The organism is Paraflavitalea speifideaquila, assembly GCF_032395985.1.
Lineage (GTDB): Bacteria > Bacteroidota > Bacteroidia > Chitinophagales > Chitinophagaceae > Paraflavitalea > Paraflavitalea speifideaquila.
Map to the genome: position 1 here is coordinate 2,797,344 of NZ_CP135920.1, position 15,004 is coordinate 2,812,347.

The following is a 15,004-nucleotide window of genomic DNA, read 5'->3' on the forward strand; positions in this document are numbered from 1 at the left end:
CTTACAATCAAAGAGGTAAAATGTTTGTTTTAACTCCCCGGATTCGGAGGAATTAAACGGGGAACATTACCATTTAGAGGCATTTATAATAGGAAAGGCCTTACATTAACGCCCCCGCAATACAGCCGCACATGAGGCAGGCAATGGTGCCGCCAATCAAGGCTTTTACACCCAATTCCGTAAGGTTTCGGCGCTGGTTGGGAGCCAACTGGCTGATACCGCCAATCTGGATACCAATAGACGCAAAATTGGCAAATCCGCAAAGCGCATATGTGGCGATCAGCAGGGATTTGGGATCCTGGATCACTTTAGCGGCTTTCATTTCTCCCAAAGAGATATAAGCTACAAATTCATTTAAGATGGTTTTCGTGCCCAGCAATTGCCCAACGGCTACCATATCACCCTGCGGTACCCCAATCATCCAGGCCACAGGTGAAAATAAATAGCCGAGTACCATTTGCAGGGAAAGTTCCGTATACCTGCCTCCGGTCGAAATAGCAATTTCTTCATTCAGGTGAGTGATGCTGCCTACCCAGCCCATCAGCCCATTCACTACCCACATGATAGCTGTAAATACGATCAGCATGGCGCCCACATTGACCGCCAGTTTTAACCCGTCTGTGGTTCCAAGCGATAGGGCATCCAGAAAATTGTCGCCAAGTTTCTCCTTGGGGACAGTTAGGTCTTTGGATACCATGTGCTCATCCGTTTGTGGAAAGAGTATTTTGGAACAAACAATAGCAGCAGGGGCGCTCATGATGGATTGGCTTAACATGTGCAAGGCAAAATAATGCTGTTGCGCCACATCTGACCCTCCCAGCATGCTTACATAGGCGGCCAGCACGCTTCCTGCAGTATTGGCCATCCCTCCAATCATGATACAGAGTATCTCCGACCGGGTCATCTTGTCGAGGTAAGGACGTATCATTAAAGGAGCTTCGGTCTGCCCCAGGAAAATATTGGCAGCTGTTGAAAGGCTTTCTGAACCGGAAATCTTTAATTTATTGAGTACATAGGCAAATACATACACCACTACCTGTAATACACCCAGGTAATAGAGTACGGACGAGAGGGCGGCAAAAAAATGATATTGGGTAATACCTGAATGGCAAACACATAAGCCCAGCTTTGTTTGTCATCGGCCAGCTTACCAAACATAAATTCGGTACCTCTATGACTGATATTGATGAGCTCAACAAATACGTTTGATGCAGATTGCAGGATGATCTTAAATATCTGCGGGTTACACACCTTGGTGTAAACGGCTACTGTAATGAATACGCAGGATAACAGGATTGACCATTTCATCAATTCTGCATGCTTTTTACCTATGCGGAAACTAAAAAACAATATAGCCAGGCAACTAATAAAGATAGATAGGCTGGACCATTTCCCTAACAGCCTGGGCGCCAGAATAAGCCCTATAACAAAGAACAATTGCCAGATTAATACATATGTTAAGCTGGCAGCATCATAGGTAATATGATTGCCTTCGACCTTATTTCTTACCCGGTTGAATTTATTAAAGATGGTATAGGCGAGGATACATCCAAACAGGAGCCAGAATACAGGCTGGCCAAAGACGGTAGTATGCAATACCCCCATGGCAAACATCACCTGGGCAAAAGGCCCATACCTACCAACTTCCAGTTAATGGCCCGCCGGTTGTTGCTCAACAGGTAACAAATCAGGATCAGGAAGAACATGCCGAGTGCACCGCGGGAAATATTGACCAGGACGGGATTCATGCCGGTAGTTTGGTTAAATAAAAGATTGGGCAATATAACGATAAATCGCAATCCTGTTTAATTAGACAAGGTTTCAGGACAAAAACTGGCTGGTAGAAGAACTATTTATGCGTGGTTAGACCTGGGGGAACGGGAAATATCATAAAAAACGGGTATTGTAAAGCCAACATTGGTTTTACAATACCCGGTAAGCCGATAAGGGTAAAAGAAGGTTAATTGCTTCTTCTAACCCGGAAAGTACAGTAGATCGGGAACTGAGCAGCGGTAGCTGAATCTTTTACATTACCTCTAAAATTACCGGCAATAAAGCCGTTGACAGGCGCACCGAATTCTGTAACGTTAACGCTGGGGCTCCCGGCCATAATATAATACTTTCCATTGTTCCATACAGTCAGGTAATACATGGGTTTGGATCCTGTAGGAGCAGCACCGGTAAATGAAAAACGGATATTAGCGTTGCCATTGGGCCGTGAGCCCGATATATCCGTTTCCTGGTTTTGATCATACCGGATGGCGCTCAGCGAGTCGGCCAGTCCATTGTAGTTGTAGCTAATGCCATTGAGTGTATAATTGATCACTTCGGTAAGGGAAGTACCACAAGCTGCTAACTGACCTGCAGGGACATTTCCGCTTGAAACGCTGATGGTGGTGCCGGGGCCAGCCTGACTGGAGCCAATGTCGAAGGGCACTACGTTGGCTGTAGTGGGCCTAATAGAGCAGCGCGTGATAGATAAGCTGAAAGCGCCATTGTTAATACTTACCCGGTAAAAGGCGCTCCCTCCAGTTTAATGGTCACATAGCCATTTGTAACAACGGCAGCATTACAATTGACCACTGTACCTGTAATAATGGTTGTTTACGGTTACCGTACCGGTATAAGCGGTATTGTTGGTTGGGGGATAACACCAAAAACCATGCTATCGTTGCCGGTGGGGCCAATAAAAAAGCGACCCCGCCAGGCGGAGTCGCTTTTTTATAGGTGACGGCTACACTTAGATGTGTTGCTCGATCTTTTTACAAAGTTTGCTTTAGGTTGTGCACCAACCAGCTTGTCTACCACTTTACCACCCTTGATAAACAGGATTGCAGGGATAGAAGTGATACCGTAATCAACAGATATCTGTGGGTTGTGGTCTACATTCACTTTGCCCACATTTACTTTACCCGTGTATTCTTTAGAAAGATCTTCAATAACTGGTCCGATTGCGCGGCAAGGTCCACACCACTCAGCCCAAAAGTCTACCACAGTCAATTTATCGGAAGCGATTACCTTCTCCTTGAAGTTCGCATCGGTGAATTCTAATGCCATAAATCTAAATTTAGTTGTAAAGTTAATTATTTTATTACTTGATGGTAAGCCTGGACCGGGTTTCCCTTTATGGGACTTTGTTCCTAAACTCACTACTAAGAACCGGCAAATTTATAACCAATTCAGTATTCCTGCCCGTATGTCGTTATCCACATTTACACAGTGACAACCTGTACATCTACCTCGGGTTTATTCTGCAGCCAGGCCGTCATTTCGTCATTCATTTCAAAGCCCGTTTCCAGGCTATACAGGCTGATCTTATACTGTTTCTTCATCTCCTTGATATTGAACTTCAAACCAGCCTTTCCAGGGTGGGTTTTAACATTCTTTTCAAAGAAATTGACCATCTCTTCACTCACGTGCCTTGCTTCAATATCTAATATAACCTGTTTGGTAAGATTTTGTTTGATACTCTCCAGCAAAACGATCTTATCAACCTTGAATTCAAATTCGACCTTATTAAAGCGGGGCTTGAAAAAACCGGTTATGAATAGGTTTTTGCCTTTTTCCATGTAGTGGGAAAACCGCATATAATCGTCACTCCAGAGCATAAACTCACTTTTGCCCGTATAATCCTCCACTATAAAGGAGGCAAACTGCCGCCCGGTTTTGGTTACCCGGTGCTGCGCATCCGTTACCAGTCCGGCAAGGCGGAAGGAACGCCCAGGGTTTGACTGAACCCCAATGGCATCTTTAAATTCATTGAAATCCTGGAGGGTGGTAAAGCCATAGTGCTTTATTTCAAAGCGGAAATGGTCCAGCGGGTGGCCGCTGATGAACATCCCTGTCACCTCTTTTTCCCGGTCCAGCAGTTCAGTCAGTGTCCAGGGCTCGCAAGGAGGAATTTTGGGCAGCGGAATGTCCAGCGCCTTGGGTAGATCGCCAAAAAGAGTATTGGCCGTACTGTTATTCTCGAGCTGGTAAATATTGCCAAATTTGATGATCTTTTCGAGGCCGGAGGCTGTTTCACCCTGTGGTATCGTGAAATATTGGGCCCGGTGGAACTCTTTAAAGTTATCGAAGGCGCCAGCATAAACCAGGCATTCCAGGGTCTTTTTATTCACCGCGCGTTGGTTCACACGCTTGATCATATCAAAAATATTGTTAAATCGTCCGTTGGCCTCCCGTTCAGCAATGATATTATCCACGGCTGCTTCGCCCACCCCTTTTAATCCGCCCAATCCTACACGGATATGGCCTTCCAGGTTTACAGAGAAACCCTTGAAAGATTCGTTGATATCCGGGCCCAGTACCATCTTGCCCATCCGCTTGCATTCTTCCATGAAGAAGGTGAGCTTTTCAATGGCGCCGGCGTTGTTCAATACGGCCGCCATGTATTCGGAAGGGTAGTGGGCTTTGAGGTAGGCAGTTTGATAGGCCACAAAAGCATAACAGGTAGAGTGCGACTTGTTGAAGGCGTATTGGGCAAAGGCTTCCCAGTCGGTCCATATCTTTTCCAGCTTGTCTTCAGGATGGCCTTTGGCAGAACCACCTTTTACAAACTGCGCCTTCATTTTATCCAGTACCGCCTTTTGTTTTTACCCATGGCCTTCCGCAGTACGTCGGCATCACCCTTACTAAAGCCGGCCAGTTTTTGGGCAAGCAACATTACCTGCTCCTGGTATACCGTAATTCCATAGGTATCGGCCAGGTATTCTTCCATTTCCGGAACATCATAGGTGATGGGCTCCCGGCCATGTTTCCGGTCGATGAAGTTGGGGATATAGGCCAGCGGACCCGGGCGATACAAGGCGTTCATCGCAATCAAGTCAGCAAATTGGTCAGGCTTCAGGTCGCGCAGGTATTTTTGCATACCGGGACTTTCAAATTGGAAAGTACCAATGGTATCCGCTTTTTGGTAGATCTCATAGGTCTTTTCATCATCCAGGGGCACATCGTCGATCACGATATCCACACCATGGTTCTGCTTGATCATTGCCAGGGCATTCTTGATGATGGTCAGGGTTTTTAAACCCAGGAAGTCCATCTTGATTACTCCGGCATCTTCAATGATACTACCTTCAAACTGGGTTACCCAGAGTGTAGAGTCTTTGGCAACAGATACGGGGATCAGTTCCGTCAGGTCTTTGGGGGCAATGATGATACCGGCAGCGTGGATACCGGTATTGCGTACTGAGCCTTCCAAACGTTCGGCTTCATGCAATACCGATCCGTTCAGCGTATCACTTTTATAGATCTCGCGTATGCGTTTTACATTTTCCAATTCATCCGGGCCCAGGCCTTCTTTTTCCTCGAGCGATTTTTCCCCTTCCTTAGCCGTCATGGGGGCTTTTAATACCCGGCCCAGTTCAATACCAGGTTTGTCGGGCACCAGCTTGGCCAGGGCATTCGATTCAGCCAGCGGAAGATCAAGTGCGCGCGCCACATCCTTGATACTCATTTTAGCGGCCATAGTACCATAAGTAATGATCTGGGCCACCTGTGCTTTACCATATTTATCTACCACATAGTCTATTACTTTTTGACGGCCTTCATCGTCGAAGTCCGTATCAATATCTGGCATCGACTTACGGTCGGGGTTGAGGAAACGTTCAAACAGCAGGTTGTACTTGATAGGGTCAATATTGGTGATGCCTATACAATAAGCCACCACACTACCGGCTGCCGAACCCCGGCCAGGGCCAATGAATACACCCAGGTCACGGCCCGCCTTGATAAAGTCACTCACGATCAGGAAGTAACCCGCAAAACCCATGGTTTTGATGGTGAAGAGCTCAAAATCGAGCCGTTCTGTTATTTCAGGGGTTAGCTCTGAATAGCGTTGCCTGGCACCCTCATAAGTAAGGTAGTGCAGGTAAGTCCACTGATTAAGGTTACTGTCCTCAGTAGTCTGGAATTCTTTGGGCAACGGAAAGGCAGGCAGGAGGATGTCCTTTTGAGGTTCAATACTTCTACCCGGTCAACGATCATATTGGTATTGTCGATGGACTCAGGAATGTCGCTGAAGAGTTTCTTCATTTCATCCTGCGTTTTGAAATAGAACTGATCGTTCGGGAATTTAAACCGGCGTTCCTTTACGTTAAGGTCATCATTGACAATATCATCATAACCGGGTGTACTTTTCTTTTCACCAGTATTGATACATAGCAGGATGTCGTGGGCATTGTAATCATCCTGGTCAGTATAGTGACTATCATTAGTAGCAATGATGGGTACATTGAACTTCTTCGCGAATTTCAGGAGTACCTCATTGATCTGAATCTGCTCCTTGATATCATGGCGTTGTACTTCAATAAAATAATCTTCACCAAAGAGGTCGAGCCACCATTTGAACTCCTGTTCGGCTTTATCTTCCCCATCATGAAGAATGGTTTGGGGTACATAGGCGCCGATGCAGCAGGTGGTAGCAATCAATCCTTCATGGTATTGCTCGATCAGTTTCTTGTCAATACGCGGATATTTGGAGTACATACCCTCTATATAACCCAGTGAAGTGAGCTTGATGAGGTTTTGGTAGCCCTGTTTATTTTTGGCCAGTAATACCTGGTGATAGCGTTCGTCTTTTACTTCTTTGGAGAATATCTTGCGGTGACGGTCTTCCACCACATAAAATTCGCAGCCCACAATGGGTTTTACCTTCAGGGAGCCATCCTCATTTTTGTGTTTATAGGCTTCGGCTACAAATTCAAAGGCGCCAAACATATTGCCATGGTCTGTAATGGCAATGGCCGGCTGACCATCCTTAACAGCCTTTTTATACAATGATTGAATAGAGGCTGCTCCATCGAGCAAAGAAAACTGGGTATGGACGTGAAGATGAGAGAATTTACACATTAAATCGACGTTTTCAGATTCCTGGTTAGTGATAACACAAAGTCAACTGCAAAGTTCCTGAAGAATTGCTAAACAAATGGCAATATTTCCCCACAGGTTGTTACTAATAAAATGAGTCGGCAATGGCTCGCTGAACTCCTAAAAACTTGCTAAATAGCGAGTTTGTTTTTTGTCAGCCACTACATCTATCAGGAACTTATTACCGAATGCCGATTGTCGATTGCCGTTTCTTGCTGTTTTGGCAATGTATTTGTTACCTTTGCGGCATTTGTTTTTAATAGGTGGCTAATGTATAATATGTTAAAATATGGATGGTTGATCGGATTGGTGGCCCTGGCGGCTACCAGTTGCAGTACCCAGCGGAAAACAACAACTGCTGCACCATCCAATGCCAGTAACAGATCTACCTCAGGATCGCCTCGATTTATTGAAAATATTTCTATTAAACCAGGGGATAGTTCGCGCCGGTATATGGTGGGCAATAGCAATAATGAACGGTATAGTCCCGGCCCTTCGGTGCATACAGGGGCTACGGTGGAATTGAGTGATCCCCTTCAATTCAAATATTCCATCCTACTCGACTCGCCGGTGGAAGAACTTACCGATGGGAAAATGATCAGTTTTATTGAAGACTGGTATGGCACCCGCTATAAATACGGCGGCAATGACAAAAACGGGGTGGATTGCTCAGCATTTGCCCAGACCTTTATTTTTACCATGTATGGCCTGATGTTGCCCCGCACTTCCGCCCAACAATACCAAAATAGTAAACGACTCCGCAAAGAAGAATTAGAAGTAGGTGATCTGGTGTTCTTTAAAACGCGCGGACGTAAAGCAGGCGTTTCGCATGTAGGCGTTTACCTGCGCAATAATAAATTTGTACATGCCTCCACCTCCGGCGGGTAATGATCAATGACATCAGCGAAGGATATTATTCTTCCCATTTTGCCGGCGGGGGCGGATCAGGTAAGCATACCCCATATAGAATACTGGAAACAGAATACAGGAGTCCGCAGAAATTCGGATTCCTGCCCCCAAATACTCCGATTTGACGTTTTGCCAAAGGATCAATATATTTCAGTCGCAAGTAGCTGTTCTCCGTTTAAAAATCCCTTACTAAATGGTGACTGGAATTATCATATTTCTGCTGATTGTGACTAATATGCTGATGTCCTGGAAGGGATTTGGCAACGAAGTGTTCTTCGACCGGTTTAAGTTTAATGTGGATGGTATATTGATCTACCGCCAATATGAACGGCTCATCACCTCGGGTTTTTTTGCATGCCAACTGGCTGCACCTGATCTTCAATATGTTTGCCTTGTATTTTTCAGTGGCTCCTTAAGTATCGTCCTGGACTGGTGGGGTTTCCTGATCGTTTATTTTATGGGCCTGGTAGGTGGCAATTTGCTTTCGTTATTTATTCACCGCCATAGTGGTGATTATAGTTCAATGGGCGCTTCGGGGGCCGTTTCGGGGTAATCTTTGCAGCCATAGCATTGTTTCCTGGTATCGACATAGGGCTTTTTTTCATTCCCATATCCATTCCGGGCTGGCTTTTTGGTTTGTTGTATACCCTTATTTCCATTTATGGTATCAGGTCGAAAACCGGGAATATTGGCCATGATGCCCACCTGGGCGGTGCCGTGATTGGTATGATCGTGGCCTTAGTGATGCAACCGCAGGCGCTGCTGGCAAACTATATTACGATACTCATCATCAGTGTACCAGCCATTGTTTTCATTTATCTCATTATTACCAGGCCACACTTGTTGCTGATCGATAATTTTTCTATAAAACACACCAACGCAACTATACGATTGATCAGAAGTACAATGAAGAACAGCATAGCCGGCAACAGGAAATTGACCGGATACTGGACAAGATCAACAAATCGGGTATGCGCAGCCTTACCAAGGCCGAGAAGGAGAAACTAGAGGAGTACTCGAAGCGGATTAGGTAATGGTAGGCGGGAAGTTGACAGGTTGAAAACTTGATTAGTTAACAAGGTAACCAAGTACATATGTATTGCCCAATAAAATTAAAAGGATAATAAGGAAGGCTTTCTCCTTATTATCCTTTTAACTTTTCAACCTTACTTAGCTTGCTTGGTATTGATATAAAAATTACGATCTACCTCAAAACCTTTCCCATCATAATTGTCGATCTTTTGCGATTGCCATACTTCCGTTGGTGTGATCAATAGCTTTTGATCGCCGGCTTTCACCCTGAGTGGCATGGCAAACCCTTTCACACAGTTTACATAGCGAAATTCAATGGTGCCTGCTGCTGTTTTGTACTCAAGGGTGGGTAGCTGCGTGGTGCGCAGGTATTGGTCAAAAACCTTGAAAGGTCAATGCCGGCGCGTTGGCTGATATAAGCTTCTACATCTTTTGTATCGGTGGTTTTGTGGTAATACTCCTTATTCAGCCCCCTTAATATCTGGCGGAACGTTGAATCATCACCAATGATATTGCGAATGGTATGTAGCAGGTTGCCCCCTTTGTAATACATATCTCCACTTCCTTCCTGGTTTACACCATACTGCCCAATAATGGGAATGTCATTTTGGATGGCTTTGCGCGTGCCAATGCAATAATCATTGCCAGCTTCCACACCAAACTCACAAGTAGTATAAATGGTTTCAGAATAATTGGTAAAGCCTTCATGAAGCCACATATCGGCAATATCATTGCTGGTAATATTATTGGCAAACCATTCATGGCCGCTTTCATGTACCAGGATAAAATCCCATTTATTGCCCCAGCCGGTACCCGACAGGTCACGGCCACGATAACCATTCTGGAATCCGTTGCCATAGGCCACAGCACTTTGGTGCTCCATACCCAGGTGGGGTGACTCTACCAGTTTGTAGCTGTCTTCATAAAAGGGGTAGGGGCCAAACCAGTGTTCAAAGCATTTCAACATTTTAGGCGCCTGCTTGAATTGCTCTTTGGCCTTTTCAAGGTTGTAGTCCAATACCCAGTAATCGCAATCGAGCTTGCCTTTTTCGCCGGCAAAGTCTTCATGCCAGGTTACATATTTGCCAATGTATGGAACGAGGTTGTAATTGTTGATGGGGTTGGTTACGTTCCAGCTATAGGTTATAAGGCCATTGCCCGCAGGGCGTTTGTTGACCAGGCGGCCATTGCCTACTGCTACCAGGGTATCGGGAACAGTAATAGTAAGGGAGGCGCCTTTATCGGGCTCATCGCTTTGGTGGTCCTTGCAGGGATACCAAACGCTGGCACCTAAACCCTGACAGGCCACACTCATCCAGGGGCGCCCTTGTTTGTCTTTGCTCCATATCCAGCCACCATCCCAGGGTGGGCGAACTGCTTCCCGGGGTTTGCCCTGAAAATAAAGGGTAAGGAGTGGGTCTTCATTGTTGAGGTACCGTTGAAAAGCTTTTGTTTCGACCCAATATACATTGCCTTCGCGGCGAAGGGGAGCAGTAAAATGCTTTGTTGTTTTGCCTTCCTGCACATCATACGTTACACTGTCGAGGATCATGGGTTCCTGCAGGTCGATCTGCATCAGGGAAGTGCTAGCCTTACCACTTTTTTGAAGTGCATGTATACCACACCACTGATGGTTTTACTGTTGTAATCGGGGGTAACGTGTACATCGTACCGCTGTACATCCCACCAGGTTCTTTCGGGCCGCAGGCTGCCGCGTAAGGTATCCTGCCGGGAAAAGCCTTTTTCTGGCTCAACGGCTGGGCTGAACAGGAGTTTCCGATGAAAAACAGCAGGGAACCCAGGAGTGTTCCCCAAAAAGGACGACAGGTGATAATTTTTGAGCAGATCAAAGCGATATGTTTTTGAAGTGCTAAATTTAGCGCAGATTATGAAAGCTAACCCACTATTTTTTATCCTCTTCTTTTCCCCGGTTGTCCTGTTGAGCGCATGCGGCAGTAATTCTACCGCATATAAGCAGGTATTCAGGTACAATGAATACAGTGGTATTGCCACCCTGGACCCGGCTTTTGCCAAGAATCAATCCATTATCTGGGCCGTCCACCAGTTGTACAATACGTTGGTGGAAACAGACAATGAGCTACGCATTGTGCCTTCACTGGCTTACCGTTGGGAGGTGAGTGCTGACAGGCTGGTCTATACCTTCCACCTGCGGGATGATGTGTATTTCCACCATAATGAGGCATTTCCAGGGGCAAGGGGCGTAAAATGACCGCCCGGGATATTGAATACAGCTTTAAACGCATCACCGATCCGGCTACTGCCAGCAGCGGGGCCTGGATATTCAACAACCGCATTGCCGCTACTGACGGGTTCAAAGCGCTGGATGATTCTACCTTCCGCCTTACCCTGTTGCGCCCATTTACGCCCATCCTGGGGCTGTTAAGCATGCAGTATTGCTCGGCCGTGGCCCGCGAAGCAGTGGCCCACTATGGCGTTGATTTCAGGAGCCATCCGGTTGGTACTGGCCCTTTTGCCCTCAAGAATTGGGAGGAAGGGCAGGCACTGATCATGGTAAAAAATGAACGTTATTTCGAGAAAGACAGTGCAGGCAATCGCCTGCCTTACCTGGATGCGGTCAAAGCCAGTTTTTATGATAGCAAAGCCACCGAATTCCTGTTGTTCCGTCAGGGACAATTGGATTTTATCAATGATATAGAAGCCTCCTTCAAAGATGAAGTGCTAACTAAAAAGGAATACTAAGGAAAGACTGGGAAGGCAAGATCAGGTTAACCAAACATTCCTATCTTAATACAGAATACCTGGGTATCATGGTAGACAGCAGCAACCCACTGGTTAAAAACTCCCCCTTGCGGCTCAAAGCTATCCGGCAGGCGATCAATTATGGGTTCGACCGCCGTAAAATGATGATGTACCTGCGTAATTCGATTGGTACACCCGCCGAAAGCGGTTTTATCCCTTCAGGGTTGCCTTCTTTCGATTCCTCAGTAGTGAAAGGATATCCTTATGATCCTGTTAAAGCGCGTCGTTTATTGCGTGAGGCAGGTTTTCCCGATGGTCAGGGAATGCCACCTGTGAAATTACTCACCATTGCCATTTATTCAGACCTGGCCAGCTTTATTGCCCGGCAATTGGAAGAAGTAGGCCTGAAGATACAGGTGGAAGTAGTACAGAAAAGTTTGTTGCTGGAACAAACGGCCAAATCACAAGCTTTGTTTTTCCGGGGCAGCTGGATGGCTGATTATCCCGAAGCAGAAAACTACCTGAGTGTTTTTATGGTAAGAATCCGGCACCACCTAATTATACCCGTTATAAGAACACTGCCTTTGATAAATTATATGAAGAGGCCATCATTACCGATAATGACAGTTTGCGTTATAAACTGTACCAGCAGATGGATCAGCTGGTAATACAGGATGCTCCGGTAGTGCCACTTTGGTACGATGAAGTAATTCACCTCGAACAATTATGGGTAAAAGGTTTTCCGGCCAATGGGTTGAATTTGCTAGAGTTGAGAAGGGCGCATCTGGAGAAATAATAAATTCCACCACTAATATCATGCTCTTTAAAGTAGTGATCACCTGCATCATTACTGCGGTAGAGTAGGGCTCTTAAGCAGGTTGAAAAGAAGTTAATGGCCGGCCTGATGGCCGGTTACTTTTTTTTATTGTTCATTACCCAACGATTTATACAAGTCATCCTTATTGCTAATGTCGATAGGTAACTCCATGCCTGGCATTTCTACTTGGCTGTTGCGGATGGCAGTAATATAATTTACCGATGCAATATAAGAGCGGTGCACGCGAATAAACTGGGCGGGGGAGTATTTTTCAAAGGCTTTCATTGTGGAAGAAACGATCATGATGGAATCGGCCAGGTGGATCTTGATATAGTTTTGCATCCCTTCTACAAAGCGAATATCGCTAAACAATACTTTTACCAGTTTATTTTCCTGCTTTACAAAAGTATATTCAGGTGGTGGCGGCGGGGTAACGAATATCCTTTCTTTGAACCGGTCCCAGGCTTTCTCTACAGCCTGTAAAACCCGTGGCATAGCAATGGGCTTCAACAGGTAATCAACCACGTTGAGCTCATATCCCTCCATGGCATATTTGTCATAGGCTGTAGTGAAAATAACGAGCGGAGGGTTTTTGAGCGACCCCAAGAAATCGGTACCTGATATAACAGGCATGCGAATATCCAGCAATAGCAGGTCGGTTTTGCCGGTTTGTAATGCTTCATAGGCTTCCATGGCATTGCGGCAGGCGCCTACAATCTTACATCCTGGGATGGAAGATACATAGGTGGTCAGTAGTTTTCTTGCTTCTGGTTCGTCATCAACGATTAGGCAGTTCATGTGCTGATGGGTATATTGTTAATGTGACTGTAAAAATGTGTTGTGTATCCTGGATTTCCAGCAAATGACGGTCTGGGAAGTGATGCTGCAACCTTTTGCGTACGTTTTGCAGACCAATGCCCCCGTGTTGTGGCGTTCCGGCATAGGCATAGCTATTTCTGGTTACAAATTTCAACACATCGTTTTGTGTAATTAATTGTATCTGTACTGATGCTTCGGGCAGGGCCGCGCTGTATTTGAAGGCATTCTCTACCAAGGGCATCAATAATAAGGCTGGCAACGGATAACTTACTGGAGTGGTACGAATATCGGTGGTTATGCTGGATTGCTCATCATACCGTATCCTTTCAACTGCAATATAATTTTGCAACGGGGTAACTTCCTGTTGCAGGCTCACCCATTCCCCTGACCTTCATACAATGAAAAACGCAACAGATCTGCCAGGCGGTTCAGTAACTCAACCGAATTTTCTTTTTCATCATGTACGATATAGGATTGCAGGTTGTTGAGTGAATTAAAAAGAAGGTGGGGATTAACTTGCGCTTTCAGGAAATTGAATTCCAGTTGTATGTTTTCTTTTTCCAGCTGGCTTTGCAGCATGTTCTTATGATAAGCATAGCGTACAAATTTGAGCGTAAGGGGATGTAGATAATGGTGATGAGGCCCGTAATGCTGTTGAAGAAATAAGTGAATAACTGGTGAGGTTGCAATTGGTGGCTGTAAAAATTATCCCAAAAATCCTGACCGGCAAACCAGCCGTTTGCTCCTTTGTATTGTTCCACCAACTGGCTTATATGATACGTACGCAGCAGAACAGCCACCAGGTAATACAAAGCGCAGCTGATGATGGCCAGGAGCCAGCGCCTCTTTATTATCAACGGTATAATACCATATACCAGGGCGTAAAACAAGAAGAGGCCAAGGGCTACGCCTGTAAGGGTGATGGCATAATCCTGGGCCACTTCAATATGAACGATCATATTTTCCCGGAGCCAATAAAAAAGCAGGAAAACCCAGAAGGCAACATGCAGTAACAAACGATACAAGGGATCGGTAAACGAGCGTTGCCAAAGAGCAATGAGGTATTGGGTGCCCCTGGTAAACACTTTTTCTTTCATTTGCGGAATAACAATAGTAGAGCTCATAACCTTGGTTGTAGCCTTAAATGTCCTGGATTTTGATCAAATGGCCATCCTGTGCTGACAAATAGAGTACTGCCCGGGATCAATTTCGGGGTAAGACTGACGAATGAAACTTGGGATGCGGTAATATTTAATCGTCGTTTTACTATGCCTGTTCATCTGTTCTTTCTATAAACTAGTCAATCATTTTTCTATCTGCCTGGCTTGTTCGCTTCTTTTGGTAAAAAAACTATGTTATTGTTACCCCATTTTCGCATATTCCTGTTTTTCAAAAGATAAGAAGAATATTATTATCACTGTGTTTTATTGTAGTTAATATAACTGGTCTTGCACAGTCGGCCTTCGTTCTTCCTGTTCATCCAACAAAGGGTAATACACTCAGGATACGCTACCGGTTGCCTGATAGCCTTGTATGGTCAGGTGGTGGCGAAATAGTTGATGCGAAAGTAACAACCCGGCAACAGGATGGCGCTTACCGGTGGTATACGTTGGTGATGAAGGGTAAGGATATATTAACGCAATCGTTTGTGCTGCCTGCTTATGTTTGGAAATTCAAAGATCAAAAGACCCGATACCTGTCGTTTATGAAAATGAACCTGCTACGGATATACATTATTCAGGAACATTGGTGGAAGATCGTTTTGAAGGAGAATGGGAGATGACCGTACACTATAAAACAGAAGATGAGTTTCCTAAAGAATTTGATTGCACGGGC

The 15,004-nt window shown here is 45.4% G+C and carries 23 protein-coding genes; 8 read left to right on the forward strand and 15 right to left on the reverse strand.

Annotated features, from left to right (window positions below; translation table 11 throughout):
• Positions 1–100: 100 nt before the first annotated feature.
• The 8 genes from RS881_RS19180 to RS881_RS19215 form a co-directional block, all read right to left on the reverse strand.
• Positions 101–1,033 carry a NupC/NupG family nucleoside CNT transporter gene (locus RS881_RS19180; protein WP_315822538.1) on the reverse strand — a complete coding sequence of 311 codons (933 nt, stop codon included), beginning with the start codon at positions 1,031–1,033 and terminating at the stop codon, positions 101–103.
• Positions 1,033–1,605 (reverse strand): NupC/NupG family nucleoside CNT transporter, encoded by a 573-nt coding sequence (locus RS881_RS19185; protein WP_315822539.1) that lies wholly within the window; start codon positions 1,603–1,605, stop codon positions 1,033–1,035. Before RS881_RS19185 ends, RS881_RS19180 begins: the two co-directional genes overlap by 1 nt.
• A gap of 8 nt (positions 1,606–1,613) precedes the next feature.
• Positions 1,614–1,799, reverse strand: a complete 186-nt coding sequence (locus RS881_RS19190) for a Na+ dependent nucleoside transporter N-terminal domain-containing protein (RefSeq protein ID WP_315822540.1) — start codon at positions 1,797–1,799, stop codon at positions 1,614–1,616.
• 161 nt (positions 1,800–1,960) lie between these two features.
• The gene (locus RS881_RS19195; protein ID WP_315822541.1) at positions 1,961–2,437 is read right to left on the reverse strand and encodes a hypothetical protein; all 477 of its coding nucleotides are present in this window, start codon (positions 2,435–2,437) and stop codon (positions 1,961–1,963) included.
• 284 nt (positions 2,438–2,721) lie between these two features.
• A complete protein-coding gene (gene trxA, locus RS881_RS19200; protein WP_315822542.1) occupies positions 2,722–3,057 on the reverse strand; it encodes a thioredoxin in 336 nt (111 codons plus the stop codon).
• A 155-nt stretch (positions 3,058–3,212) separates the two neighbouring features.
• Entirely contained in the window at positions 3,213–4,571 is a 1,359-nt protein-coding gene (locus tag RS881_RS19205; protein WP_315822543.1) for a helix-hairpin-helix domain-containing protein, read from the reverse strand.
• Entirely contained in the window at positions 4,568–5,926 is a 1,359-nt protein-coding gene (dnaE, locus tag RS881_RS19210; RefSeq protein ID WP_315822544.1) for a DNA polymerase III subunit alpha, read from the reverse strand. Before dnaE ends, RS881_RS19205 begins: the two co-directional genes overlap by 4 nt.
• Positions 5,824–6,810: a PHP domain-containing protein gene (locus tag RS881_RS19215; RefSeq protein WP_315822545.1), complete on the reverse strand. Its 987-nt coding sequence runs from the start codon at positions 6,808–6,810 to the stop codon at positions 5,824–5,826. Before RS881_RS19215 ends, dnaE begins: the two co-directional genes overlap by 103 nt.
• Positions 6,811–7,140: 330 nt before the next feature.
• Between RS881_RS19215 and RS881_RS19220 the strand changes: the two genes are divergently transcribed.
• The 3 genes from RS881_RS19220 to RS881_RS19235 all read left to right on the forward strand — a co-directional run bounded on the left by RS881_RS19220 (position 7,141) and on the right by RS881_RS19235 (position 8,813).
• Positions 7,141–7,758, forward strand: a complete 618-nt coding sequence (locus tag RS881_RS19220) for a C40 family peptidase (RefSeq protein WP_315822546.1) — start codon at positions 7,141–7,143, stop codon at positions 7,756–7,758.
• Positions 7,759–7,972: 214 nt separating this feature from the next.
• Positions 7,973–8,332 (forward strand): rhomboid family intramembrane serine protease, encoded by a 360-nt coding sequence (locus RS881_RS61665; protein WP_425476363.1) that lies wholly within the window; start codon positions 7,973–7,975, stop codon positions 8,330–8,332.
• 391 nt (positions 8,333–8,723) lie between these two features.
• Positions 8,724–8,813, forward strand: a complete 90-nt coding sequence (locus RS881_RS19235; RefSeq protein WP_315824539.1) for a DUF6576 domain-containing protein — start codon at positions 8,724–8,726, stop codon at positions 8,811–8,813.
• Between the two features lie 132 nt (positions 8,814–8,945).
• On the opposite strand, the gene RS881_RS19240 is transcribed toward RS881_RS19235, so the two are convergent.
• The 3 genes from RS881_RS19240 to RS881_RS19250 are packed head-to-tail and all read right to left on the reverse strand — an operon-like array spanning position 8,946 to position 10,626.
• On the reverse strand, positions 8,946–9,104 hold the full coding sequence (locus tag RS881_RS19240) for a hypothetical protein (protein ID WP_315822547.1): 159 nt from the start codon (positions 9,102–9,104) through the stop codon (positions 8,946–8,948).
• Between the two features lie 5 nt (positions 9,105–9,109).
• Positions 9,110–10,387, reverse strand: a complete 1,278-nt coding sequence (locus RS881_RS19245; RefSeq protein WP_315822548.1) for a M1 family metallopeptidase — start codon at positions 10,385–10,387, stop codon at positions 9,110–9,112.
• Positions 10,387–10,626 carry a hypothetical protein gene (locus tag RS881_RS19250; protein WP_315822549.1) on the reverse strand — a complete coding sequence of 80 codons (240 nt, stop codon included), beginning with the start codon at positions 10,624–10,626 and terminating at the stop codon, positions 10,387–10,389. The genes RS881_RS19245 and RS881_RS19250 overlap by 1 nt, the downstream gene beginning before the upstream one ends.
• Positions 10,627–10,699: 73 nt before the next feature.
• Between RS881_RS19250 and RS881_RS19255 the strand changes: the two genes are divergently transcribed.
• The 4 genes from RS881_RS19255 (at position 10,700) to RS881_RS19270 (ending at position 12,328) form a co-directional block, all read left to right on the forward strand.
• The gene (locus RS881_RS19255; protein WP_315822550.1) at positions 10,700–11,041 is read left to right on the forward strand and encodes an ABC transporter substrate-binding protein; all 342 of its coding nucleotides are present in this window, start codon (positions 10,700–10,702) and stop codon (positions 11,039–11,041) included.
• Positions 11,038–11,532 carry an ABC transporter substrate-binding protein gene (locus RS881_RS19260; protein ID WP_315822551.1) on the forward strand — a complete coding sequence of 165 codons (495 nt, stop codon included), beginning with the start codon at positions 11,038–11,040 and terminating at the stop codon, positions 11,530–11,532. Before RS881_RS19255 ends, RS881_RS19260 begins: the two co-directional genes overlap by 4 nt.
• Before the next feature lie 68 nt (positions 11,533–11,600).
• Positions 11,601–12,200: an ABC transporter substrate-binding protein gene (locus RS881_RS19265; protein WP_315822552.1), complete on the forward strand. Its 600-nt coding sequence runs from the start codon at positions 11,601–11,603 to the stop codon at positions 12,198–12,200.
• A complete protein-coding gene (locus tag RS881_RS19270; RefSeq protein ID WP_315822553.1) occupies positions 12,185–12,328 on the forward strand; it encodes a hypothetical protein in 144 nt (47 codons plus the stop codon). Before RS881_RS19265 ends, RS881_RS19270 begins: the two co-directional genes overlap by 16 nt.
• Positions 12,329–12,454: 126 nt before the next feature.
• On the opposite strand, the gene RS881_RS19275 is transcribed toward RS881_RS19270, so the two are convergent.
• The 4 genes from RS881_RS19275 to RS881_RS19290 are packed head-to-tail and all read right to left on the reverse strand — an operon-like array spanning position 12,455 to position 14,292.
• On the reverse strand, positions 12,455–13,147 hold the full coding sequence (locus RS881_RS19275) for a LytR/AlgR family response regulator transcription factor (RefSeq protein WP_315822554.1): 693 nt from the start codon (positions 13,145–13,147) through the stop codon (positions 12,455–12,457).
• A complete protein-coding gene (locus tag RS881_RS19280; RefSeq protein ID WP_315822555.1) occupies positions 13,128–13,517 on the reverse strand; it encodes a LytS family sensor histidine kinase in 390 nt (129 codons plus the stop codon). Before RS881_RS19280 ends, RS881_RS19275 begins: the two co-directional genes overlap by 20 nt.
• A 23-nt stretch (positions 13,518–13,540) precedes the next feature.
• Positions 13,541–13,747 carry a histidine kinase gene (locus RS881_RS19285; RefSeq protein ID WP_315822556.1) on the reverse strand — a complete coding sequence of 69 codons (207 nt, stop codon included), beginning with the start codon at positions 13,745–13,747 and terminating at the stop codon, positions 13,541–13,543.
• On the reverse strand, positions 13,693–14,292 hold the full coding sequence (locus RS881_RS19290) for a hypothetical protein (protein WP_315822557.1): 600 nt from the start codon (positions 14,290–14,292) through the stop codon (positions 13,693–13,695). Before RS881_RS19290 ends, RS881_RS19285 begins: the two co-directional genes overlap by 55 nt.
• A 392-nt stretch (positions 14,293–14,684) precedes the next feature.
• On the opposite strand from RS881_RS19290, the gene RS881_RS19295 reads away from it, so the two are divergent.
• Positions 14,685–14,951, forward strand: coding sequence for a hypothetical protein (locus RS881_RS19295; RefSeq protein ID WP_315822558.1), 267 nt, complete (start codon positions 14,685–14,687; stop codon positions 14,949–14,951).
• Positions 14,952–15,004 lie beyond the last annotated feature (53 nt).

What these genes read in the sequence shown, in the direction of transcription:
- RS881_RS19270 (WP_315822553.1), top strand. Translation starts at nt 12,185, where the DNA reads ATGGATCAGCTGGTAATACAGGATGCTCCGGTAGTGCCACTTTGGTAC.
- RS881_RS19285 (WP_315822556.1), bottom strand. Translation starts at nt 13,747, where the DNA reads ATGCTGCAAAGCCAGCTGGAAAAAGAAAACATACAACTGGAATTCAAT.
- trxA (WP_315822542.1), bottom strand. Translation starts at nt 3,057, where the DNA reads ATGGCATTAGAATTCACCGATGCGAACTTCAAGGAGAAGGTAATCGCT.
- RS881_RS19275 (WP_315822554.1), bottom strand. Translation starts at nt 13,147, where the DNA reads ATGAACTGCCTAATCGTTGATGACGAACCAGAAGCAAGAAAACTACTG.
- RS881_RS19255 (WP_315822550.1), top strand. Translation starts at nt 10,700, where the DNA reads ATGAAAGCTAACCCACTATTTTTTATCCTCTTCTTTTCCCCGGTTGTC.
- RS881_RS19185 (WP_315822539.1), bottom strand. Translation starts at nt 1,605, where the DNA reads ATGGGGGTATTGCATACTACCGTCTTTGGCCAGCCTGTATTCTGGCTC.
- RS881_RS19290 (WP_315822557.1), bottom strand. Translation starts at nt 14,292, where the DNA reads ATGAGCTCTACTATTGTTATTCCGCAAATGAAAGAAAAAGTGTTTACC.
- RS881_RS61665 (WP_425476363.1), top strand. Translation starts at nt 7,973, where the DNA reads ATGGTGACTGGAATTATCATATTTCTGCTGATTGTGACTAATATGCTG.
- RS881_RS19220 (WP_315822546.1), top strand. Translation starts at nt 7,141, where the DNA reads ATGTATAATATGTTAAAATATGGATGGTTGATCGGATTGGTGGCCCTG.
- RS881_RS19265 (WP_315822552.1), top strand. Translation starts at nt 11,601, where the DNA reads ATGGTAGACAGCAGCAACCCACTGGTTAAAAACTCCCCCTTGCGGCTC.
- RS881_RS19245 (WP_315822548.1), bottom strand. Translation starts at nt 10,387, where the DNA reads ATGCAGATCGACCTGCAGGAACCCATGATCCTCGACAGTGTAACGTAT.
- RS881_RS19260 (WP_315822551.1), top strand. Translation starts at nt 11,038, where the DNA reads ATGACCGCCCGGGATATTGAATACAGCTTTAAACGCATCACCGATCCG.
- RS881_RS19205 (WP_315822543.1), bottom strand. Translation starts at nt 4,571, where the DNA reads ATGAAGGCGCAGTTTGTAAAAGGTGGTTCTGCCAAAGGCCATCCTGAA.